Origin of the sequence: Geminisphaera colitermitum TAV2 (assembly GCF_000171235.2) — a bacterium.
GTDB lineage: Bacteria > Verrucomicrobiota > Verrucomicrobiia > Opitutales > Opitutaceae > Geminisphaera > Geminisphaera colitermitum.
Genome location: NZ_ABEA03000218.1, coordinates 31,330 through 54,358, shown reverse-complemented (window position 1 = coordinate 54,358; position 23,029 = coordinate 31,330). Strand labels below are relative to the sequence as shown.

Genomic DNA, 23,029 nt, shown 5'->3' with positions numbered 1-23,029 from the left:
CAGGGAGGCCGCCACGACAAACGGCCTCCCGCAACCCCACTCCGGCCATCATGGCAACGGAAATGCTTTCCCCTGCCTGCGCATCACACCCGGCCCATTCCAACCACATCCAACCACACGACACACATGGTCGCACCCGTCACTCACCACTCCGACACCATCACCGACGCCACCGCGCCCACCACCACCGACGCCATCCTTGAGGCCGCCGGCATCACCAAGCGCTTCGGCAAATTCACCGCCGTCAACGACGTGAGCTTCCGCATCCGTGACGGCGAATTTTTCACGCTCGTCGGCCCCAGCGGCAGCGGCAAGACCACGCTCCTGCGCATGCTCGTCGGCATGGAAAAACCCACCGAAGGCGACCTCCTCCTCCGCGGACGCTTCATCAACGACCTCCCCCCCAACCGCCGTCCCACCTGCATGGTCTTCCAATCCCTCGCGCTCTTCCCCCACATGAGCGTCGGGCGCAACGTCGAGTTCCCCCTCACCATCGCCGGCGTCCCCGGCGACGAACGCCGCACCCGCGCCTGGGAACTCCTTCGCCAGCTCCACCTCGACCCCAACCACTACTACGATAAAAACGTCACCCAATGCTCCGGCGGCGAACGCCAGCGCGTCGCCCTCGCCCGCGCCCTCGCCTACGACCCCGAAATCCTCTTCTTCGACGAACCCCTCTCCGCCATCGACGCCCGCCTCCGCAAGATGCTCCAGAAGGAACTCAAGGACCTCCAGCGCCGCACCGGAAAAACCTTCTGCTACGTCACCCACTCCCTGGAGGAAGCCATGGTCATGAGCGACCGCGTCGCCATCCTCCGCTCCGGCCGTATCGAACAAATCGGTACACCCGACGAAATCTACGCCGCCCCCCGCAACGCCTTCGTCGCCGAATTCATGGGCGAGGTGAACCTCCTCACCGTCACCGGCCGCGACGGGTCCGCTGCCGGCAACTGGGACGCCGGACGCCGCCAGCTCTCCATCACGCTCCCCGGCGGCCTCGCCTCCGGCCAGTCCCGCAAACTCCTCATCCGCCCCGAGTCCCTCCGCTTCCTCAAACCCGGCGAGACGGCGGGCAACGCCATCCCGGCCCGCATCATCAACGAATTTTCCCTCGGATCACGCATCCAGTATCACGTCGAAGCCGCGCCCGGCTGCACCCTCACCGTCGAACGCCTCCGCGAAGACCGCCCCGACGGCGCCGACATCCAGCTCGGCTGGGAACTCCACGACAGCCAGCTCCTCGAATCATGATTTCCGAAAACGCCACCACCCTCTCCGCCACCGTCCCGCCAGCCCGCCCTGAACTGGCAGCGGGGCAGACATCCCGCCCGGCGACGAGGACCTCCCCCCCCCTCTTTCCGCTCATCCCCTGCCTGTTCGCCCGCCTCCGCACCACCCCCGGCGTCTTCGGTGCGCTCTCCGCCGCGCCCTTCTCGCTGCTGATGCTCCTCGGCTTCATCGTGCCCCTCCTCTGCGTCGTCTGGTTCGGCCTCATGCCCGCCAAAACCTTCAGCCTCCTGCAACTCCCCACGCTCGAAAACTACCAGACGATTTTCAGCCAGACCTATTACAAATCCATCCTCTGGTCGCTCGGCCTCGCCGCCCTCACCGTCGCCCTCCTCCTCGTCCTCTGCTACCCGCTCGCCTTTGCCCTCGCCAAAGTCTTTCGCGGCGGCGCCACCTTCATCACCTACGCCATCGCCTCCTCGCTCTTTGTATCCGAAAACGTGAGACTCTTCGGCTGGGTCATCGGATTCATGAAAAACGGCGTGGTCGGCGGCACCCTCGCCCGCTTTGGCCTCCCCGTCGATTCCCTCCTCTACAACGTCCCCGTGATCGTGCTCGGCATGGTTTACGTTTACCTGCCCTTCATGCTCTTCCCGCTCGCCCTCGGCGTGAAGATGGTGCCCGACCAGGTGCGCGAAGCCGCCTTCGACCTCGGCGCCAGCCGCTGGCAGGTGTTTCGCAAGATCGACCTTCCCCTCTCCATGCCCGGCATCCTCATCGGCTCGCTCCTCGTCTTCGTGCTCTCCATCGGCGCGATTACCGAAGCCAAAATCCTCGGCGGTCAGAAAGTCGTCACCATCGCCGCCGACATCGAGACCGAGTTCACCTACGGCCAGAACTGGCCCCTCGGCTCCGCCCTCTCGACCCTCCTCATCGCCCTTACGACTGTCCTCGTGTTCTTCGCCCTCGGCCGCTTCGACCTCGAAAAACTCCTCGGCAAAAAGAAACGCGAAGACTGACCCGGCCACGCTCATCCCTGCGCACCCTGATTCCTAATTTCTAATTCCTAATTCCTAATTTTTAACATGGTCGTCTCACGCACACAAAAAGCAGGTTTCAGCCTCTACGCGGGCCTCATCCTCCTCCTGTTTTATTTTCCGCTCTTCTGCATCATCGTCGCCTCGCTCTCGTCGAAACGCTACTTCGCGTTCCCGTATCCGGCGGAAGACCTCACGCTCAAATGGTATGACGCCGCCCTCCACTCGCCGCAGGTCTCCGAGTTTGTCGTCATCAGCCTCAAAATCGCCGGCCTCACCACCCTCTGCTCGCTCGCCATCGGCTTCTTCGCCGCGCTCGCCTACGCCCGCTACGTATGGCGCGGACGCAAGACCTTCCAGCGCCTCGTGCTCCTCCCTCTCTTCTTCCCCCAGTCCGTCCTCGGACTCGCGCTCCTCATGTGGTTCAACTTCCTCGACATCACCCCCTCGTGGTGGACCGCCGTCATCTCGCACACCGTCTGGATCGCGCCCATCACCACGCTTATCATGTCGATCCAGGCCTACGGACTCGACGACTCGCTTGAAGAAGCCGCCCGCGACATGGGCGCCACCCGCGGCCAGATCCTGCGCCTGATCACGCTTCCCCTGCTCGCCCCCGGCATGGTCTCCGCCGCGTGCTTTGCGATCCTCCTCTCCTGGGGCAACTTCGCCCTCTCGCTCTACACCACCGGCCCCGACAGCGCCCTGCCCGAATGGCTCTACGCCCGCATGACCAGCGGCTACCAGCCCATCGTCCCCGCCGTCGGCGCTCTCTCCGTCCTCGGCGCCATCCTCCTCGTCGTGGCCCTCTTCGGTATCCTCCGCTGGACTACACGAAAAACCCGCCGCGCCGCCGCCCACTAACCCCTCCCCCCCCCCCCCCCCGCCCACTCCTCCGCATCCTCCCATGTATTCATCACTCCAAGACAAATCCGTCATCGTCACCGGTGCCAGCAAAGGCATCGGCAAAGGCATCGCGCGTGTCTTTGTCCGGCACGGCGCGCGCGTCCTTCTCGTCGCCCGCAACGAAACCGAAGGACGCGCCACCGCCGCCGAACTCCAGGACGCCGCGCCTGCTGGTGGCACCGCGACCTTCTTCCGCGCCGACGTCACCCGGCGCGGCGAAGTGGACGCAATGATTAACGAAGCCATCCGGCTCCACGGCGGCCTCGACATCCTCTGCGCCAACGCCGGCGCATTCCCCGCCCTCAAGCTCGCCGACATGACCGACGCCGCCTGGGACGACCTCTTCGCCACCAACGTCCGCAGCCTCTTCACCTGCGTGCAACTCGCCGCCCCCCACCTCAAAAAAAGCCCCGCCCCCCGCATCGTCGTCACCTCCTCCATCACCGGACCCATCACCGGCTTCCCCGGCTGGTCGCACTACGGCGCGACCAAAGCCGCGCAACTCGGCTTCCTCCGCACCGCCGCCATCGAACTCGCCCGCGACCGCATCACCATCAACGCCGTCCTCCCCGGCAACATCCTCACCGAAGGGCTTGCCGGCCTCGGCCCCGACTACATCGCCGCCACCGCCGCCTGCATACCCCTCGGCAAACTCGGCTCGGTGGACGACATCGGCCACGCCGCCGCCTTCCTTGCCAGCGCCGAGGCCGGCTTCATCACCGGCCACGCCCTTGTCGTCGATGGCGGCCAGATCCTCCCCGAATCCCCCGCCGCCCTCACCGCCTGAAAAAAATGAACACCGCACCCGCAGGCAACTGGCGCACCGCGTATCGCTCGTTCTACTACGAGACGCTTCCCGCCGACGGCCTGCCCGACATCGTCCTCCCGTCCGCCGCCACCGCTCTGCTCCTGATCGATCTGCAACGCGGCTTCTATGATCCCGCCCCGCCGCCCGCCGGCGCAGACGCCGCCGCCCGGGCCGAATACCTGCGCTGGTCCCCCTACCGGGAACGCATGGCTCGTATCGTTCTCCCCAATACACAACGACTTCTCGCCCGTTTCCGCGCCGATCCCGCCGCCGCCCGCAACATCCTCTACGTTCGCATCACCAGCCTCACCACCGACGGACGCGACCGCTCCCTCAGCCACGCACGACCCGGCTTCAACAACCTGCACTTTCCCCCCGGCAGCGCCGGTGCGGAAATACTGCCCGAAGTCGCTCCACTTCCCGGCGAACCCGTCATCGGCAAGACCACCGACAGCGCGCTCACCGGCACCCGCCTCCGACTCCTGCTCTCCAATCTCGGCATCCGCCACGTCGTCGTCGCCGGCATATTCACCGATCAGTGCGTGTCCGGCACCGTGCGCAGCCTCGCCGACGAAAGCTTCAACGTCGTGGTCGTTGACGACGCCTGCGCCGCCGCGACCGACGACCTTCACCGCCACGAACTCACCATCATCAACAACCTCTACTGCCAGGTACTCACCACCGGCGAAACCCTCGCCGCCCTCGCCCCATAATCTCTGCTCCGCACCAAATCAAAAATCGAAAAATCCTTATGACACCGCTCATCGAAAAACTCGTCCACGCCGACAAAGCAGCCGTTCAACGCGACTCCATTTCCTATTGGAATCCCCACAAAGTCCGCAACTGGCAGGTCAGCGGCGTCGATTTCATCATGGGCCGCCGCGAAGGCTATTACATTTATGACATGACCGGCCACCGCCTCATCGACCTGCACCTCAACGGCGGCACCTTCAACCTCGGCCACCGCAACCCCGAAGTCATCGCCACGCTCAAGGAAGCGCTCGACCACTTCGACATCGGCAACCACCACTTCCCCTCCATCACGCGCGCCGCGCTCGCCAGGAAACTCGTCGAAACCGCCCCCCCCGGCATGCACTACGCCATCCTCTCCAGCGGCGGCGGCGAAGCCATCGACATCGCGCTCAAATGCGCCCGCTACGCCACCCGGCGCAAAAAAATCGTCTCCATCATCCGCGCCTACCACGGCCACACCGGCCTCGCGCTTGGCACTGCCAACGAACGCTACGCCAAACAATTCCTTAGCGAAGGCGACCCGCGCGAATTCGTTAAAATCCCCTTCAACGACCTCGACGCGATGGAAGCCGCCCTCCGTCCCGGCGACGCCGCCTGCGTTATCATGGAGACCATCCCTGCCACCTACGGTTTCCCCCTCCCCGAACCCGGCTACCTCCCCGGCGTCAAAAAACTCTGCGAAAAATACGGAGCCCTCTACGTCGCCGACGAAGTCCAGACCGGCCTCATGCGCTGCGGCGAACTCTGGGGCGTCAGCACCTACGGCGTCACGCCCGACATCATCGTCACCAGCAAAGGACTCAGCGGCGGCCTCTATCCCATCGGAGCCGTCATCACCACCGAACGCGCCGGCCACTGGCTGACCGAGGACGGCTGGGGCCACATCTCCACCTTCGGCGGTTCCGAACTCGGCTGCATCGTCGCGCTCAAAACCCTCGAAATCACCCTCCGCCCCGAGACCATCGCCAACGTTAAATTTGTCGCCAGCCACCTCCGCGCCGGACTCGACCGCATCCGCCTGAAATTCGCCCCCTTCTTCAGCGGCATCCGCCAGCGCGGCGTCATCTTCGGCCTCGAATTCGATTACCCCGAAGGCGCGAAACTCGTCATGCCTCACCTCTACCAGCACGGCATCTGGGCCATCTTCTCCCAACTCGACCCCCGCGTCCTCCAATTCAAACCCGGCCTCCTCTGCACCCGCGAACTCTGTGACGACATCCTCGCCCGCCTCGAAGCCGGCCTCACCGACGCCGTGAAAACACTTCCCGTCGCCGCTGCCGCCGCCGTCGTCTGACCAACCGCCACCGCCACGCTCATGCTCACCATCACTCCCACTGCCACCGGCGAAACCACCACGCCCCCCCGCTCGCGTCTCCCCAACGATCCCGCCGCCGCCTTCGCCGCGTTGAGCACCGCCGAACAACTCGCCCGCATCGAAGACCTCGCCCGGCAGGCCCTCCCGCTCTACGGCCTGCCGCCCACATCCAAGATCACCCTCCTCAACTACTCGGAAAACGCCACCTGGCTCATCCGCCCCCCCGGCGGCCCCCGCCGCGTCCTCCGCATCAACCGCCCCGGCTACCACCCCCGCGTCAACATCGCCTCCGAACTCGAATGGGTGAGCGCCATCAAACGCGACACACCGATCGTCACCGCCGAGCCCCTGCCCGCGCTCGACGGCGAATACATCCAGCACATCTGGCACCCCGGCGTCCCCGAACCCCGCAACTGCGTGCTCATGACCTTTGTCGAAGGCACCGAACCCGACGACACCAACCGCCTCGCCACCTTCGAACTGCTGGGCGAAGTCACGGCCCGCCTCCACGCCCACGTTGTATCCTGGAAACCCTCACGTCCCATGCGCCGTTTTCGCTGGGATTTTGAAACGATCCTCGGCCCGCACGCCCCTTGGGGCCGCTGGCAGAACGGCCTCGACATGACGCCCGCCATCCGCCGTCACCTCCAGCGCGTGATCCCCGTCCTTCGCAAACACTCCGACCACGTCGGCATGGGGAAAACCCGATTCGGCCTCATCCATGCCGACCTCCGCGCGGCCAATCTACTGGTCAACAACGGCACCGTCGCCGCCATCGACTTTGACGACTGCGGGTATTCATGGTTCATCTACGACCTCGCCGCCGCGCTGAGCTTCATCGAGACTCATCCCGAACTCCCGGCCATGATCGAGTCCTGGCTTCGTGGATACGCCAAGGTCCGGAAACTCTCCCCCGTGGAACTCGACGAGATCGACACCTTCATCATGATGCGCCGCCTGCAACTCGTGGCTTGGATCGGCACCCATTCCGACACCGCGCAGGCGCAGACCGCCGCCCCCGGTTTCACCGAGGCCACCTGCACCCTCGCCGAACGCTACCTGTCCGCCAAAACGTAGAGCAGTTTCATTTAAACTGTAGTCATTTGATACCTGGTAGGGAGGCCTCTCCGAGGCCTCCCTACCATTAAGACAACGGCTATATCTCAATTTATACCGATCTAGCCCTCAACCTCCCGCCCCCCCCCCCGCCGTAAGCGCCGCGATGGTAGCGTTCTCGAAACGACTTCGGGGCCAGCCCGAAAGTGCGCTTGAACACGCGCGAGAAATGATACGGATCGGGAAACCCCACCTCCGCCCCGATCTCCTTGAGCGGCTGCGTGCCCGTCGTCAGGCGACCCGCGGCGTGATTCATCTTCAGACGCACCAACATCTGGTAGGCGCTCTCGTCGCCGTATTTTTGAAAAAGCCGCGCCATGTAAGCCGGATCAAGATGACAGGACCGGGCCAGTTCCTCCGCGCTGCACAATGACAAAAAATCCCGCCGCAACGCCGTCCGGCAACGCTCGTAAGTAGCCTGCGAAGTGGAGACCGCGCTCGCCGCGACAAACGCATTTTCTACCGCATGGCGCACGATCAACTCCGTCAATAATGTGCAAATGCGGGCGGACTGCCGCCCCGACTTGCTTCCGGCCTCCAGCAGTTGTTCAAACCACTCCGCCATCAAGTCCACCCGCGACACCTGCATCACTCCCCCCCCCCCCCCGCCCGCTGCCGCCCCTTGCAAATCCGCGACCAACGCGCCGGCCCCCCTCCCGCTAAAATCGACAAAATACTTTTCCAACGGCTCCAGCGGATCGCTGCGGATGACATGCGGGAGGCCGGGGCCGTAGCTGAAAATGGACCCGGCCAGCAGCGGCGTGGTTTCCCCCGCAACCTCAAGCCACCCGCGTCCTTGGCAGACTAGCTCCACGGCGTGGAAATGAAACGTCTTCCGTTCGATCCGGTAGTCGGGCGCGCATTGTTCCCACCCCCCGCAAGCTACGACCAACCCGGCGGCCCCGCCGCCTTTCCCGCCCGGAACCGGATTGGAACTGATATTCGTGACAAGATCGGCAAAAAAATACCGATGCCGCCCAATCTGCCGCGAGATAAAGGAAGGAGGAGGGGGGGGGGGGGGGGAGGCATATGAGGAAAGACGGATGCGTATCCCGCCACGTCAAGGATGTCCATCAAAAGGTCATTTAAGGCAATTCACTCGCACGCGCCGCCCTGCTACGCTCTTGCCGCTCCCGCCACGCTTTTACCGATCATGTTCACCACCACACCCACCATTCCTGACCAGATGCAGGCCGCGTCCCTGCCCGGCAACAGCACCACGCGACTGCACGTGCGCCGCATCCCCCAGCCCGGCCACGGCGAAGTGCTCCTGCGCATGAAGTGCTCCACCATCTGCGGCTCCGACATCCGCTGCATTTACCACGAACACCTCGGCAAAGGCCCCGAAGGTTACCAACCCGGCATGATCGCCGGACACGAACCCTGCGGCCAGATCGTCAAAGCCGGACCCGGCTGCCGTCGCTTCGGTGAAGGCGACCGCGTCATCGTGTATCACATTTCTGGATGCGGCGTGTGCAACGACTGCCGCCGCGGCTACATGATCTCCTGCACCAGCGAAAAATACCGCCGCGCCTACGGCTGGCAGCGCGACGGCGGCATGGCCGAATACCTGCTCGCCGAGGAAAAAGACCTCGTGCACCTCCCCGACGAACTCTCCTACGCCGACGGCGCGCAAGTCGCCTGTGGATTTGGCACTGTTTACGAAGGCATTGAAAAAATCGGCGTCAGCGGCAACGACACCGTTCTCGTCACCGGCCTTGGCCCCGTCGGACTCGCCGCCGCCGCCCTCTCCCGCAAACTCGGCGCGCGCAAAATCATCGGCATCGACGTGATTGACGAACGCCTCAAAATCGCCCGCGACCTCGGCCTCTGCGACGAAGTCCTGAAATCCTCCGCCGACAACGAATCCCAAGTGCGCGCCCTCACCGGCGGCCACGGCGTGGAGCGCGCCATCGAATGTTCGGCCAACGCCACCGCTCGCGCCACCGCTCTGCGCGCTACTCGCAAATGGGGCCGCATGGTCATGATCGGCGAAGGCGGCGGCATGTCGCTCAATCCCTCGCCCGACATGATCCACGACCAGAAAACGCTCTACGGTTCCTGGGTCACCTCCATCTGGCGCATGGAAGAACTCGTCGAACGCCTCGTCCGCTGGAACCTCCATCCTGCCGACCTCATCACGCACCGCTTTTCGCTCGAAAAAGTCTCCGACGCCTACGCTCTCATGGCCAGCGGCCGCTGCGGCAAAGTCGCCGTCTGCTTCGACGAAGAACTGAAGCAAAACTGAAAACAGAATTTAACCACAGAGACACCGAAGCACAAAAATTCAAACCGGAGAGAGGAAATGAATGGCCGCAAAAAAGCGCAAAAGGCGCAAAAAAAGCAGATGAAGGGGATCAGTTTTTTTGTGCCTTTTGAGCCTCTTCGTGGCCATTCATTCCGTCTCCGTGGTTCGCTCTTTGTGCCTCCGTGTCTTTGTGGTTAATTCCATTCCGATTTTTTAAAACAACGCACACACCATCATGCTCAAAGGAATCTCTCCCCTCATCAGTCCCGAACTCCTTGCCGTTCTTGCCCGCATGGGCCACGGCGACGAAATCGTCCTCGCCGACGCGCATTTCCCCGGCGAGAGCTTCATTGCTAACGGACGCGTCCTCCGCGCCGACGGCCTGCGCATCGCGCCCCTGCTCGACGCCATCCTCCCGCTCTTCGAAATCGACGCCTACGTCAGCGACCCTGTCGTGATGATGGCCGCTGTTCCCGGCGATCAACTCGATCCCGCCGTCGAAGCCGCCTACCTCGCGCCGCTGCGCAAACACGCGCCCGCCCACGCCACGATCACGCGCATCGACCGCTTTGCCTTTTACGAGCGCACCCGCTCCGCCTTCGCCGTCCTCATGACCGGCGAGACCGCCAAATACGGCAACATCCTCCTCAAAAAAGGAGTCACGCCCGCCTGACGGCGGGAAATCCCAAAGATTAAAATCTCAAATCCCAACGGACCCAAGGAGCGGCGGCATCTTGCCGCCGGACGACGCGAAGCGTCGCTGGTTTGACGTGGCGCGGGCGTCTCGCCCGCTTCGGCAGGCGAGACGCCTTGCTCCACGTCCGGCGGCAGGATGCCGCCGCTCCCTGCGACTCCTGCGTAACATCAGCTCCTAAATCCTAACTCCTAAATTCCGCCCATGACCACCGAAACCGCCACCCTGGCTCCCATTGACCCCGCAAAAATCCCGCAACGCACCCTTGCCAGCGGAGCGCGCATGCCCGCCATCGGCATGGGCACCTTTGGCTCCGACCACGCTGCGCCCGGCGAAGTTGCCGCCTCCGTTTACGCCGCCGCCGAACTCGGTTACCGCCACTTCGATTGCGCCGCCGTTTACAGCAACGAACGCGAAATCGGCGCAACCTTCCGCCGTATCCTAACATCTAATACAGGCATCCGCCGCGAAGACCTCTGGATCACCTCCAAACTCTGGAACGATAAACACGCCGAGGCCGACGTCATCCCCGCCTTTGAAAAATCCCTCCGCGATCTCGGACTCGATTACCTCGACCTCTATCTCATTCACTGGCCCTTCCCCAATTTCCACCCGCCCGGTTGCGACGTCAGCTCGCGCAGCCCCGATGCCCGCCCCTACATCCATGCGGAGTTCATGAAAACGTGGCGGCAGCTCGAAACGCTCCACGACCGCGGCCTCGTCCGTCACATCGGCACGTCCAACATGACGATCGCCAAGCTGCAACTCCTCCTGCGCGACGCCCGCGTGCGGCCCGCCGTCAACGAAATGGAACTGCATCCGCACTTCCAGCAACCCGCGCTCTTCGACTACGTGCGCGTCCGAAACATCGTGCCGGTCGGATACTGTCCGCTCGGCTCGCCCGGACGTCCTGAGCGCGACCGCACTGCCGAGGACACCTCGCCGCTCGAAGACCCCGTGATCCAGCGCATCGCCGCCGCGCACGGCATGCACCCCGCCGCCGTATGTCTCAAGTGGGCCGTGCAACGCGGCCAGACTCCGATCCCCTTTTCGACCAAGCGCCGCAACATCCACGCCAACCTCGCCGCCGCCGCGAGCGTGACCACCGCGCCGCTCAGCGAGCAGGAAATGGCTGACATCGCCGCGACCGACCGCCACTGCCGCCTCATCAAAGGCCAGGTGTTTTTGTGGAAAGAAAACCAGGACTGGCGCGACCTTTGGGACGAGGACGGCCAAATCCCCGCCTGACCGGTGCCAGGTAACTGGACGTTGCGCAACCAACCCAGGAGGGCGGGTCTCCCGACCCGCCAGACGCGGCACCGCCGCGCCCATCCGGAATTGCGGCGCTTCTCGCGCCGTCGGCGGGTCGGGAGACCCGCCCTCCTTAGCACTACTCCGTTGAGTAAATGCTACGATGTATCGAGGATGATCCCGGAGCGTGTGAAGCGGGTCTGACAGTGCGGACAGGTGGAAAGGGCCAGCGCCTCCATGAGCCAGCGGCGGACTTCAGGCCGCGAGGGTCGTTTTTTTTGACGACCCCAGTTTGGTCAGGAAACAGAACGCGAGGAAGCACAGCGTGAGATGATGGTGCAGCCCCCCGCCAGGAACGGCCCTCGAAGTGATCGAACCCGAGTTCTTCCTTTAGAGCAGTTTCATTTAAGCTGTAGCCCTCTGGCTATGGTTTTTTCCAGAGTTGGACGGTGACATTGATGTCGTCGAGCCAAAGGCGGCTGGTGGGAGAGGCCGAGAAGGAAATCAAGGGTCACGCGCTCAACTCCGGCAGGCCAAGTGTCGAGGCGGTTTTTGCAAGTGTGGCGTTCAGTGGTGAAATCAGGTCCAGTTCTTTCCTCATGATGGAATGTCTCGATGATCGGGAAAAAAACATCACCAGAATGATTCCGACGTGTAGTTGAATTTCCCTTTCAGGTATCCGCTCATGGTGGTGACTTGATCGATATCCTTTGTGTGCCCATCCACGAAACAAACAACAGAGCCGCGTCGATGGCGCTTGAGATTCGCATCAGCAACCGTTCCCGGAGTAAATCCGGTGCCGTTGGCATTAGTGACGCGGGCGCGCCAAGCTGCCTGACTCCCATTAATGATCGGAACGGTGCTGTCGGCCGCCAATGGCATCACTGATGGACGGGCTACATCCAATAGTTTTCTGTATTCGGCAGTCATGGCAGGATTGGCCAAGGTCTCATTGATGCCATAACTCACCCGGACCTGTTGATTACCCACGTTTTTCATTCTTGTTTGGGAGTCGGAGACGCATCCATACATCTCATAGTTAGAGATGTATCCACCGCCCCGCAACTGATAGAGCCAGTCACACCAAGCATCTGTATTTGGGCTTATGGAACTCGCACGCGATTCAGGTGCATAACCGCGATGGTCGTTGGCATAAAGATGTATGCCTAATCCGATTTGTCGGAGATTGCTAACGCACTGCGCCTGACGCGCCGACGTCCTCGCGCTTCCGACAGCAGCCAGCACCAACCCCGCCAATATGCCGATAATGGCAATGACAACCAGCAGTTCAATGAGCGTGAAGCCGCCTGCGGTTTCCTCCCGCAGCGTGTTTGATGGAGATTCTGGGTAAGGGGATGTTTTCATAAAAGGGGATTTAGCGTTTGAAAGAGATCAAAAAATTCGAGTGCGGGAAGTGCTCAACCGGAGGTGTTGGCGGATAATTCCATCCATCGGTATTTCATGTTTTCGGGTTCTCCGCGGGCCGAGGTCAGCATGGGCCGGTCGATGTTTCCGGAAAACACATCAGTTCGTCCACGCACCAACTTGTAGGCGGTTGGATATCCGACAACACATTTGCCGAGTTGGCCGACATTCAGGCCAGCCTCAAGTTGGACCCGGCCGATTCCGGGGATGTGGAACTCAGCAGGGGCAGTCATCCATGCAAAGTAATTCAGATTGGGCCAAGTCGGGTGTTCGCCGCCTCCGGGAGCGCGTCGCCCTCCATCCTTGAGTGGCCATGAAACGAAGATTCTGTCCTTTGTCAGTTTGGGAAACTGGCCGCGTTTATACCATTCGATATAAAGTGCCATCAGGTCCAGCACTGCGTTGCCTTTGAGCGTCGAGGGGAAAATGTCGTGGTCCTCTGCGAAATCATTCCATGTCCACACGATCACATGATCTGCGTTCTCGCGCAGGGCAAACATCCAGAGCGAATGCAGGTAATTGTAGGCAGGTTCAATGAAGGCGACGCCCCGCCGGTAATAACCAGTGCCGACTCCCCAAAAGAGCGGCTTGCCCGTTGAACGGAGTCGAGGAACAAGTGTATGGCCACTCGCTTCCAGCCAATCCCGATGCGCTCCGAGGGGACAGATGTCGATCCCGTCGAAGATGTCGATGGCCTCATCCATACGTCGCGAGTTGATCACCGCACGAGTTAAGGGACCGAGGAGTTTCCCAGGATTTTCCACGATGCTGCCAACGAAATAAAAATTGGTGTTCGACTGCTTGCGAATCTCCCGCAACAGCGCATCGGGCATTTTCTCATTGAGGAAAAACGAAAGCAGCACAGGGCGGCCTCCGATATGGTAATAATTAGGATGCCGGGTGTAGTTTTCCTCCAGCGCCTTCAAGGCGGGTGACCAGACTTCAACAGACCCGGGTGCTCCGCCGCCTCTATCCAGTTGAAGACAAAAACGCATGTCCGGCGCGACGTTCTTCATCGCCTCCAGAAATGCGTCCACCTGCCGGTTGTGCCATAGGACCATTTTGGGATTGTCTCCGCGCTTCCATCCCGTGCGGACTTGCGCATCAAGTGCAACGATGTCGATGCCCGCCTTTCGCATGGCAAGGAGGTGGGCTTCGATTCGCCTGACCTCGTCAGGTTCGTCAGCGGCCAGAATCAGATGGCTTAGTTGCGGGTCGATGGCATCAGCTATTTTTTTGGAGTTGTTTGGCTGATACCACGGAACGACATGGACGATTACCTTACGCGCCGCTTTGCCTTTGGCTGGAAACGCCGGGGTTCCGACTGATTCCCTCAGCAATGCGAAGTCGCCCGGATTGCTCTCCTTCGGAGCTTGAGTCACTCGCAAATCATGAAGCCTGAGCGTGCCGCCCGCCCCGGCGTTAAAGAGTTCAATTTTGTAATCGCTGACGCCGGGAAGAGGCGGAATCGAAATCCGAAGCTCTCGGTTCTGGACCTCTCCTGCGATGCGGGTTGTATGGGCGGCAAGATTCAGGAAAACCCCGGAGTTGGATGCGTCCCGGTTGCGATCACTTTCAAAGAATCTGGTATGCGTCGCTATGCCGACCTTTTTCCACTCCTTGCCATCGAAATAACGAACTGGCTCCGATGCACTAAGTATCCTAACGACCAATACAGATTTTGCGTCGAGCGAAACGGAAAGCACCAGATCGCTTGACGCATCGGGATTGTCGCCATGCCAAATTTTCCAGATACCCGGTGGATTGGCTTGGAGATTGGCGTCTCGTCGAAGCAGGACGTCATCGTCATTCTGTTTGGGATCAACTTGGGAAAACGGAAAAAATTTCCACTCGGAAAGTTTCAGCGGAGCGGCGGAAGCATTTGCGGCAAACATCATCAATGCGCCCAGCGAACCGAGTATAATGGATGGCAGATACCTGATGCACCGGCAGTGATGTGGTTTTTGGAAGAACATTGGCATTTGGAGGATTTGTTCTGGTGATGATTTCGGGAGGGGAGAAGGAGTTTGCGGGGCGACTGCCTGAATGGCAGCCGCCAAACGAAAATGAGTGCGTATCCAGTTTTCAGTGACGCGAACGGCAGGTTTTCCAGAGAACAAGCAAAACACAGGTCAGACCGGCAAGCAGAGACCACGTTGAGGATTCGGGAATGGGCGTGGTGGTCACGCTGACATTATCGACATAAACAGTAGTGCCAGCTTTGGGATTGAAAAATTCGATACGATAGGTGGTGGACCCAGTCGAATAAAGAGCCAGATCAAGGCTGTGGCTCGCGACGATGCTTGTGGATGATGTCAAAAGCGAAGTTCTGGCGGCCAGATTGTTAGTTTGTGATGTGTTTGAGGCATCGGTTCCCCAGTCTCTTTGAAAGGTTTTGGTATTCTGGGAAATGGTGGCGGAACTCCATTCCGAACCATTGTAGACATATTGACTCCCGCCTGACTCCGCGACGATGCGGAAAATGAGTTTGTTATCGGGAGCCAGTTGGTAATCGAAGGAAATATGGAGGATGTCTGTCCCGGAAGCCGTGAACGTCTGTGAAACGCCTGGAGGGTTGCCCCAAGTATTAGTATCCCGAGTCAATTTAAGGGCATAATTCCCCCATCCGATGTTTGTCGTAGCCGAGGCGGAGGGATCCAACTGGGAGAAACTGCGGATGGTCCAACCCGTGATTGAATTGGTTTCAAAACCTCCGTTGGTAATTAGGGTGGCCCCTTGGGTGAGGCAGGCAGCAAAGCAGCCGAGCAGCATGGATGTCAGTATGGTCTTCATGGTAGCGAGAGATATGGTTTATTTTTGATACTATTTTCGGGTTTCTTTCCTGATTTCGTTGTTACGGAATACGGGTAGAAAAATTATGTTTTCGGGGTGTTGACCGGACATGGTCGGTGAGGGCTGGACGGACGGAGGCATCATGTGCGCGGGGAGTGAGTTCTGATTGAGTCCGGCATCGCAGGTTGGGCGAAGCCGGGAACGAGGAGGGTTGATAACCATTTATCCGTGGCGTTGGTGTGGTGGAGGTTCCATGTCCCGATCTCACCGGAGGCGAGTGAACCGAGGGCAAGTGGCTGGTTGATGAAACGGAGCGAGGCGGCGGGGAGCGGAATGTCAGAGGTGTTTTGCAGACGGAGTTCGAGTGCGCCGCCGCTGATTGGCGTGAGCGCGAGGAGGCGGAGGGCGGGATGATCGATAGAAAGCAGGGAACCATGAACTGGAAGCTGAGAGCTGTTAGCTTGGAGCTTCGAGCTGGTGGCTGGCGAATGGGAGGGAACGGTGAGGATGACGGGCGGTTCTTCGAGTTCGTCAGCGAGGCGTGGGAGGGCGGCGTGGTCGGGGGTGAGGATCGCCCGGAAAAGGTGTTCGCCAAGGTCGGCGCAGGGTTGCCAGGGGCGGTCGGTCGGGGCGCGATTGACGTCGCTGCCGTAACGCGAGGTGCGGGCAATGGTGGCGCGGAATTCGTCCTGCGTGGTGTCGAAGCCGTAAAGGGCGTTGCTCGCAAATCCCACGGCGGAGGGCATGCCTTCGGCTCCGGCGCGCACCCAGCGTCCGCCGGGAACTTCGCCGCAGGGGGCGCGGCGGATGGTGCCGCCGGGGACGGCGAACTCGGCTTCGCCGTTCGCGCCCGTTGCAGGGATGACGAGTTTCATACGCACGCCGCGGTCGGCAAGGAGGGCACGCGCGCGGAGTTCGATGTGCGGGGGAGGGGGGGGGAGGGGGGAATGCTCACCACTCGCTACTCGATGCTCGCTACTCGCAGTGGTGTAGAGCGTGAGTTCGAGAGTGCTGCGGTGGTTTTGGCCGGTGAAGCGGACCCAAGTGGCGTGACGCAGGGGACCGGTTTCGAGTATGACTGTATCGGAAATGGTGAGACGTTCGAGTTCGTTGGTGAGGAGCCAGGAGTCGGGTTCTTCGTTCATGCCGCCCCATGCGCCCCAGGTGTCGGCGTAGAGGCGGACTTGCAGGCCGGCGGGGAGCCAGGGCGCGCTGGTGCCGTCGGGGGCGCGGCGGGTGAAGTGAATGGCCGGTGAACCAACCTGTGCGCTGGTGACGAGAGTAGGAGGAGGAGTGGCGCGGGCGTCTCGCCCGCTTTTCGGTACATCCCGGACCGGAGCGGGAGGGACGCCCGCGCCACTTCCGAGCGGGTCGAGTCCCATTTGCAGGAGCGTCCAGCCCATCGGCGGTATTTCAACCGGCACTACGGCGCGGCGTCGCCAGAGGAGATCTACCATGCTGTCGTTTTCCTCGTGGATGAGTTGGAGGGGCAGCGGTTTGCCGGTGGCGGCATCGGTGATGGCAACGGGGGCCTTGCTTTTGTCGTTGTTTTTTGAATACGCCCAGACGGGACGGTAATCGAGCGCGACTTCGACTTCGATGTGCTTGCGCAAGGACCACGGGTGCGGGTTCCAGACAAGGACGGGTTGTGGGAGGGGGTGGTCGTCGGGCACAGGCCATGCCCCGGCACGGGTGTCAATGCGCGAGGCGAGCGCGGTGAGGGCGGCGGTTTCGGCGCGTTGCGCAGTGGTGAGCACGGAGCCGATTTGGGCGAGTTGGTCGTCGTAGGCGCGTTCGATGGCGGTGCCGGGGAGGATGTCGTGAAAGGCGTTGAACAACAGCGTGTCCCAAGCGGAGGCGAGGGCGGTCTGGCGTGGCGCGGGCGTCTCGCCCGCTTCCGGAAAAATTGCGGGTGAGACGCCCGCGCCACATATGGCCGCCGTCCGCTCGGCTCGCAACAGGGCGGACTCGGCGCGGCGATAGGCGTATTTGAAGCGGGCGACGGAGGCGGAACAGCCGCGGAGACAGAAATTGAGTTCGCCTTCATGCGTGTCGATGAAGTCGTCGCCACGCCAGGCGAGTTCGGCACGGAGGTCGGCAAAGAGGTCATGCAAACCGGAGTGTTTGACGCGGACTTCGGGATGCTCGTCCGCCCAGGCGCGAATCTCGCGCAGGTGCGCGCGGCTGGGGCCGCCGCCGTGGTTGCCGAGGCCGTAAAACATGGCGACGGTTTGCAGTCCTTCGGTCTCCGCGCGAGCGAGGCAGGCATCAAGGCGTTTGCCGATATCGGCGCGTTCGCTGGCATACCAGCCATCATGCGGACGGTAGGCGAGGATGCGCGCGCCGCTGCGTCCACGCCACCAGAACGCTTGTTGGCGCAATGGCAGAATTTTTTGCTGGGGTCGCGTGAAGGCGAAGCTGTCCATGCCGGCGGCGGCAAGGATGTCGGGCAGGCCGGCGGAGTGACCAAAGGAATCAGCCGCCCAAGCGGAGGTGACTTCGACACCGAATTTTTCGCGGAAGTAGTGTTTGCCGCGAACGAACTGGCGCAGGAGGGCCTCGGTGGACGGGAGGTTGGTGTCGGGTTGTATCCAGTTACCCCCGACAATGTCCCAGCGTCCGGCGGCGACGTGTTCGCGGATTTCGTCAAAAAGGTCGGGGGCGTGGCGTTCGATGGTGTCGTAGACGGCGGCTTCGCCCCGGATGAAACGGAATTCGGGAAATTCGCGCAGCATCGCCGATATGGCGCGGCAGGTGGCGATGCCTTCGTTCATGCCCTCGCGCCAGTCCCAGAGCCACACGGGGTCGAGGTGCGCGCTGCCGATGAGGTGCAGCGTGGTTTTTGTGGCGGTGGCCGCGGTCGCGGCACGCGCACCAGATGAGGCCGGGTGTGCTTTCACGGCGGGCAACGGGGTGGCGAGCAGGGGAGCGGCAGTGGACATGGCAAGCGACTGTGGGAATCTTTGTATTATTGTAAATACCAAATTAAAAAATAACCACAAAGACGTCAGGAAGCAGGGAATCACGGGCCTTTTTGCCCATCCTTGACCTTCTTGGACTACTCACCAATACAAATGGGCTACAAAGTAATGTCTTCCATCGCTCCTGATTTCGCCGCCGCCCCCCCCCCCCCCCCCCCGGCTGTCGCCGAAACGCTCCTGCCTGCATACGCAAGGGTGGCGCGCGAGGTGCAGGCCCGGCTGGCGGGGATGGCGGTCGGAGACCGGCTGCCGCCGGAACGAGAATTTTGCGCCGAGTTGGGGGTGAGCCGGGTGACGCTGCGCAAGGCGATGGAGTCGTTGCACCGCGAGGGTTTTTTGCAAACGCGGCGCGGCGGCGGCACGCGTCTGGCGCGTGTGGTGGCTCCGCCACGGAAGGCGGGGCTGGCGGCGCACCGGTTGATCGGTCTGGTGGTGCCGACGGTGGAGAATTCGCTGATCTCGCGCGTTGTGCGCGGTGCGGAGGCGCTGGCGGCGGAGCGGGGGTTTCATGTGGCGCTGGCCCACGATCATGGCGACATGGACTACCAGTTGAAACAGCTTCGCCGCATGCTGGAGGGAGGTGTGGGCGGGGTGGCGGTTTATCCGGATACAGGGAATGTAGTGCGTTCGGAATTTCGTGATTTGATCCGCCGGTTTGAAGCGCAGTCGATCCCGCTCGTCATGATCGACCGCTATGTGCCGGATGTGGAGGCGCCGAGCGTGATGTCGGACAACGTGGCGGGCATGTATGCCGCCACGGAGCATCTGATTTTGAGCGGGCATCGGCGGCTGGCATTGCTCTCTTTTGGCGACGAGGGCGGGGTGGCGGACCGCGAGCGTCGCAAGGGTTTTGTGCAGGCACTGCAGGATTATGGATTGCCGGCGCAGGCGATGCGCGAGGCGGCGCTTGGAACACGCGGGCACGAGGAATCGGCACGTGAGGCCGTCGCCGTCTGGCTGGCCGAGGATGCGTCCCAAGTGCTCCAGGAAAACAGTGGTCTGACGGCGGATGGTGTTCTTGACGGCAATAGTTTTACGAGTGCTGTCGCGGCGTCTGGCGGCGGCGCGGTTCGACCGCGTTTTGACGGCATCGTGTGCATGCAGGACAACATGGCTTATGGTGCATTTCTGGCCCTGCGCGACGCGGGTTTGTCGGTGCCCGAGGATGTATCGCTTGTTGGATACGACAATTTGGATCGGGAGCTTTTTCAGGCCGCCGGATTGCATCTGACGAGCGTGGACCAGCCCGCCGAGGAGATCGGGCAACAGGCGGCGGCGCTGTTGATCGACCGGATCGAAGGCGCGCCGGGGGCGATCGCGGCCTCCCCTGTCACTTCTGTCGCAACGTCAGCCATCCTCCCGCGCTCCTCTGGAAAACTCGCGCAACATGTGTTGCTCAAACCGCGGTTGGTGGTGCGCGAGTCGTAGCTGTAAAACCATCCTGAAAAATCACGCGTGGAAGTGCAGGGTTTCCCGCCACGGCGCGACGGTCGCAACGCCATCAGCCTGCTGTTGCCTCTCAGCGTTGCGCCCGTTGCGCCGTGGCGGGAAACGCTATCTCTGCCTTCATTCGCGTCTATTCGCGTTCATTCGCGGTTAGGGTTTGGCTTCTTCGGTTCCAGCGGGGGCGCTCCAAGTTTTCCGTGGTAAACGAATGGGAAATCCTTAATTCAGGATAAGCACTCAATCTTTTGGTTTCCCGCCATGAAAAAATCCCGTTTCCCGTTTTCTCGTTGTTTCTGGCCATGTGGTTTTGCGGTGTGGCTGCTGATTGCCACCGGTTGCGAGAAGGAGGCGCTCCTTGCTCGAAATCGGATGGATGCCGATAATCCATCGACGCGAGCGGAGGCGGTATTGCCCAAGACGGATGCCAGACATGTCCCGATTCGGAGAGCGGACTGGCGGTGGCAAAATGAAAGTCAGTTTGTTGTCGAAAGTGTGGTCGGAGAAATCGCATCAACGCTGGCGGCGTTGCGAGGAGGGGAGTCCGGGCGTCCTGCATTTGTCCCGGTTTCCGTCAGCGCGCGTGAGCGCCGGGCTGACAGGACGGACGAGGCAGGCGGAGCGGATTTGACCTATGATGTGACAGTCACGCCCGCGCTGGCCGACGGCCCCGGAGCGTGGAGTGGCGCGCTTTCGATCACAGGGGCGATATGGGATGCGGATGTCTATGCGCCGATGGCGCGTGAACTGGCCCGGCACCTGAATGTCGTGCTTCCGAATACGGATGCGGGCGTGCCGGCGCCGCCGGTCGATGCGCGTGCGGACACGGCTTTTGCCAAAGCGCTGGCGGAGGCGGACGGCCCGGGCATCGAACGTATCAACCGGTTGATTTCCTCACAAATGGAAGACGACTTGCGCATGCCTTCAACGCACGATCGTGCCGCGTTGCTGCTGGCGGTCTTCGCGTTGCGCGATGCGGCGGGGGAGTTTACCTCGATCACCACCGCGCTCAACCGAATGGCCGCCCAGATCACGCTGGCCGAGGTGCTCGGCGATGAAGCGACGCGGGCGAGCGAGGCGCACTATTTCGCCCGGGCTGCGCTCGTCACATTGTTTAATGACCAGCGGCGCGCGCTCGTCATGCTCGACCGGATCGATGTAACGGAGGGGCTGGCTTGGGCGGGCTGGAAACGCGCTTTGCAAACTCGCATCACGGGCGACTACCGCATCGCTCCACCGGCCGGAACCGCGGAGTTTTTGCTGGAGCGCCGCGAGCGTTACCGCGCCTACGCGCAGCGTGTGGATGGCAAACGCGCATGGGCCGCGTGGGAGGAATTTCCCGAACGGTGGAAAACGATGCCCGACTGGTTTCGCATCGTGCGCGGACAGGGCACCAGCGTGGGCACGGGGCACATCCTGCTGGAACTCGGCCTCACGATTGAGGAGCGGGAAATCAAGACCGTTTACGGCCTCTCTGTCCGCGGGGCGGAGGAATCGGGGACAGGCGGCGGTGCTGGCGGACGCGGCACGCCCGGCAAGGCTAAGGCGATCGACGATGATGCGTGGATCGCCGCGCTCAACGTCACGCCCGGCCAGTTGCTGGCGCCCAGCGGCAGGGACGGGGGCGGAGTCTCGGTGCGGATCATTGACTGGGGTTTGTGGGCGGATCAGTTGCAGCGTCATCTGTGTCATACGATCAGGGGCGATCACCGGTTTTTGATGAACCAATGGAGCGTGCCTGACTACGCCCGTGAATACCGCGGGCAGGCCGATCAAAAATTTGGCCGCTTGCGTCTGTATTCATTTGCCCAGCGCGAGAACGCGGTGGATCAGGCTGGGCTTGATAAGGCGCAGCGGGACGTGATCGCCAAAATGCAGGCCGCGCCCGAACTGGTGCCCCCGGCCTTCTGGAGTCTGGTGCGTTATCAAGTGCGCAAGATGCCGCTCCACGATTTCATGCCGGCGGACGACATCGCCGCCTGGCGCCGACACTCTCCGTTGCCCGGCACGGCCTATGATCCGCAGCCGACGTATGCCTATTACGCGCTCGATCATCGGCGGGATCAGGCGGCGGTGCTGGATTCTCTGCTGGAACGCGCGCCCTACGATATCGGAATCGTGCGACGCGTATTGTATTTTAGATTCAAGGACAAGGTGCCGGCCGAGGCCGCGGAGGAACTTTATGCGCCCGTGCTCGCTTACGATGCCAACGCGTCGGAGCGGCTGGCAAAAATGAGCGCGGGGACGCCCGGCTCGCAGCTCGTGTGGCTGGAAAAAGCGGCGCAGATCGATCCGCACAATCTCTACAAGCTGGCCGACTATTGGGTGGAGCAGGGCGACGCCGCAAAGGCGGAGGAAACTTATTTGAAGGCTTTTGCGGTCAATCCCGGATCGGTGCAGGCGGCCAACCATTCGCTCTGGATGGTTAACCGGTTTGAGGATACGGGCCGTCCGGCGCAGGCCGCCGCTCTGGCAAAACAAGCGGGGCAAACTTGGTCGCATCGGGGCTTGTTTGCGCAAGGATGGCTGTTGGAGCGGCGGGGTAATTATAAAGAGGCCCTGATGTTTTATGAGCGGCTGGCGGAACGTTACGATGCACCCGAGGTGCTGCTCGCGGCGGTGCATCGCATCGAGGTGAAGGCGGGGGCGACTCCGTTGACGAGACCCTACGCAAAGCGTCTCCGCGAGGAACTACCGCAGGGTCGTCACAAGGTCTCGCTGGGCGACCTGCGCGGTCCGCCGGAGACCGGGATGCGTTTTCTCGGAACCAGCAAGCTGCTGCGCAGTTCGGGACTGGAACAAAGCGACATCGTGGTGGCGGTGCGCGGGTATCGAGTGACCGGGTACAAGTCATACATCATGCTGCGCGATCTGGATTTTGGGGTGCCGCTGCCGCTGATCGTCTGGCGCGATGGCGGCTACCGCGAGGTCGTGACTCCGGCTGTGCACTCGAATCTTTTCGGCGTGGAGATCGGCGACTACAAGGCAGCCCGGTGACCGGTGCCGATTTTTATGTGGCATGTGGCGCTCGA

Annotated in this window: 18 protein-coding genes and 1 pseudogene; 13 read left to right on the top strand and 6 right to left on the bottom strand. The window is 61.9% G+C overall.

The genetic code is table 11. The features are described from left to right. Window positions 1–126 precede the first annotated feature (126 nt). From OBACDRAFT_RS24545 to OBACDRAFT_RS24515, 7 genes are all read left to right on the top strand, one after another. The gene (locus tag OBACDRAFT_RS24545) at window positions 127–1,251 is read left to right on the top strand and encodes an ABC transporter ATP-binding protein (RefSeq protein WP_232767773.1); all 1,125 of its coding nucleotides are present in this window, start codon (window positions 127–129) and stop codon (window positions 1,249–1,251) included. Next, window positions 1,248–2,246 carry an ABC transporter permease gene (locus tag OBACDRAFT_RS24540; RefSeq protein ID WP_232767771.1) on the top strand — a complete coding sequence of 333 codons (999 nt, stop codon included), beginning with the start codon at window positions 1,248–1,250 and terminating at the stop codon, window positions 2,244–2,246. Before OBACDRAFT_RS24545 ends, OBACDRAFT_RS24540 begins: the two co-directional genes overlap by 4 nt. Window positions 2,247–2,312: 66 nt before the next feature. After that, on the top strand, window positions 2,313–3,128 hold the full coding sequence (locus OBACDRAFT_RS24535; RefSeq protein WP_043589817.1) for an ABC transporter permease: 816 nt from the start codon (window positions 2,313–2,315) through the stop codon (window positions 3,126–3,128). A gap of 43 nt (window positions 3,129–3,171) precedes the next feature. Beyond that, complete coding sequence (gene fabG / locus OBACDRAFT_RS24530; protein WP_043589816.1) at window positions 3,172–3,957, top strand: 3-oxoacyl-ACP reductase FabG; 786 nt, start codon at window positions 3,172–3,174, stop codon at window positions 3,955–3,957. 5 nt (window positions 3,958–3,962) lie between these two features. Continuing rightward, on the top strand, window positions 3,963–4,691 hold the full coding sequence (locus OBACDRAFT_RS24525; RefSeq protein ID WP_043589815.1) for a cysteine hydrolase family protein: 729 nt from the start codon (window positions 3,963–3,965) through the stop codon (window positions 4,689–4,691). Window positions 4,692–4,729: 38 nt separating this feature from the next. Further along, window positions 4,730–6,025 (top strand): class-III pyridoxal-phosphate-dependent aminotransferase, encoded by a 1,296-nt coding sequence (locus OBACDRAFT_RS24520; protein ID WP_043589814.1) that lies wholly within the window; start codon window positions 4,730–4,732, stop codon window positions 6,023–6,025. A 21-nt stretch (window positions 6,026–6,046) separates the two neighbouring features. Further along, window positions 6,047–7,123, top strand: coding sequence for a phosphotransferase enzyme family protein (locus tag OBACDRAFT_RS24515; protein WP_043589812.1), 1,077 nt, complete (start codon window positions 6,047–6,049; stop codon window positions 7,121–7,123). Between the two features lie 91 nt (window positions 7,124–7,214). Here the strand turns inward: OBACDRAFT_RS24515 and OBACDRAFT_RS24510 are convergent, their stop codons facing one another. Continuing rightward, complete coding sequence (locus OBACDRAFT_RS24510) at window positions 7,215–7,976, bottom strand: AraC family transcriptional regulator (RefSeq protein WP_232767769.1); 762 nt, start codon at window positions 7,974–7,976, stop codon at window positions 7,215–7,217. 9 nt (window positions 7,977–7,985) lie between these two features. Here OBACDRAFT_RS24510 and OBACDRAFT_RS30400 point away from each other — a divergent pair, with 9 nt between their 5' ends. The 4 genes from OBACDRAFT_RS30400 (at window position 7,986) to OBACDRAFT_RS24495 (ending at window position 11,352) form a co-directional block, all read left to right on the top strand. Beyond that, window positions 7,986–8,195, top strand: coding sequence for a hypothetical protein (locus OBACDRAFT_RS30400; protein WP_232767766.1), 210 nt, complete (start codon window positions 7,986–7,988; stop codon window positions 8,193–8,195). A 120-nt stretch (window positions 8,196–8,315) separates the two neighbouring features. Beyond that, window positions 8,316–9,410, top strand: a complete 1,095-nt coding sequence (locus tag OBACDRAFT_RS24505; RefSeq protein WP_043589811.1) for a zinc-dependent alcohol dehydrogenase family protein — start codon at window positions 8,316–8,318, stop codon at window positions 9,408–9,410. A 235-nt stretch (window positions 9,411–9,645) separates the two neighbouring features. Beyond that, window positions 9,646–10,083, top strand: coding sequence for an L-fucose mutarotase (gene fucU, locus OBACDRAFT_RS24500; protein ID WP_043589809.1), 438 nt, complete (start codon window positions 9,646–9,648; stop codon window positions 10,081–10,083). A 225-nt stretch (window positions 10,084–10,308) separates the two neighbouring features. Beyond that, the gene (locus tag OBACDRAFT_RS24495; RefSeq protein WP_088179342.1) at window positions 10,309–11,352 is read left to right on the top strand and encodes an aldo/keto reductase; all 1,044 of its coding nucleotides are present in this window, start codon (window positions 10,309–10,311) and stop codon (window positions 11,350–11,352) included. A gap of 258 nt (window positions 11,353–11,610) precedes the next feature. On the opposite strand, the pseudogene OBACDRAFT_RS31330 reads toward OBACDRAFT_RS24495, so the two are convergent. The 5 genes and pseudogenes from OBACDRAFT_RS31330 to OBACDRAFT_RS24475 all read right to left on the bottom strand — a co-directional run. Next, window positions 11,611–11,749, bottom strand: a pseudogene (locus tag OBACDRAFT_RS31330) (IS701 family transposase); the annotation flags it as partial. 239 nt (window positions 11,750–11,988) lie between these two features. Continuing rightward, window positions 11,989–12,720 carry a type II secretion system protein gene (locus OBACDRAFT_RS26030; protein ID WP_052362563.1) on the bottom strand — a complete coding sequence of 244 codons (732 nt, stop codon included), beginning with the start codon at window positions 12,718–12,720 and terminating at the stop codon, window positions 11,989–11,991. A gap of 53 nt (window positions 12,721–12,773) precedes the next feature. Beyond that, window positions 12,774–14,756: a glycoside hydrolase family 71 protein gene (locus OBACDRAFT_RS24485; RefSeq protein WP_157837280.1), complete on the bottom strand. Its 1,983-nt coding sequence runs from the start codon at window positions 14,754–14,756 to the stop codon at window positions 12,774–12,776. A gap of 109 nt (window positions 14,757–14,865) precedes the next feature. Next, complete coding sequence (locus OBACDRAFT_RS24480; protein ID WP_157837279.1) at window positions 14,866–15,573, bottom strand: hypothetical protein; 708 nt, start codon at window positions 15,571–15,573, stop codon at window positions 14,866–14,868. A 140-nt stretch (window positions 15,574–15,713) separates the two neighbouring features. Further along, a complete protein-coding gene (locus OBACDRAFT_RS24475) occupies window positions 15,714–18,515 on the bottom strand; it encodes a glycoside hydrolase family 38 N-terminal domain-containing protein (RefSeq protein ID WP_081722334.1) in 2,802 nt (933 codons plus the stop codon). A 132-nt stretch (window positions 18,516–18,647) separates the two neighbouring features. Between OBACDRAFT_RS24475 and OBACDRAFT_RS24470 the strand changes: the two genes are divergently transcribed. Then, window positions 18,648–19,982, top strand: coding sequence for a GntR family transcriptional regulator (locus OBACDRAFT_RS24470; RefSeq protein ID WP_232767764.1), 1,335 nt, complete (start codon window positions 18,648–18,650; stop codon window positions 19,980–19,982). A gap of 276 nt (window positions 19,983–20,258) precedes the next feature. Then, the gene (locus tag OBACDRAFT_RS24465) at window positions 20,259–22,994 is read left to right on the top strand and encodes a tetratricopeptide repeat protein (RefSeq protein ID WP_157837278.1); all 2,736 of its coding nucleotides are present in this window, start codon (window positions 20,259–20,261) and stop codon (window positions 22,992–22,994) included. Window positions 22,995–23,029 lie beyond the last annotated feature (35 nt).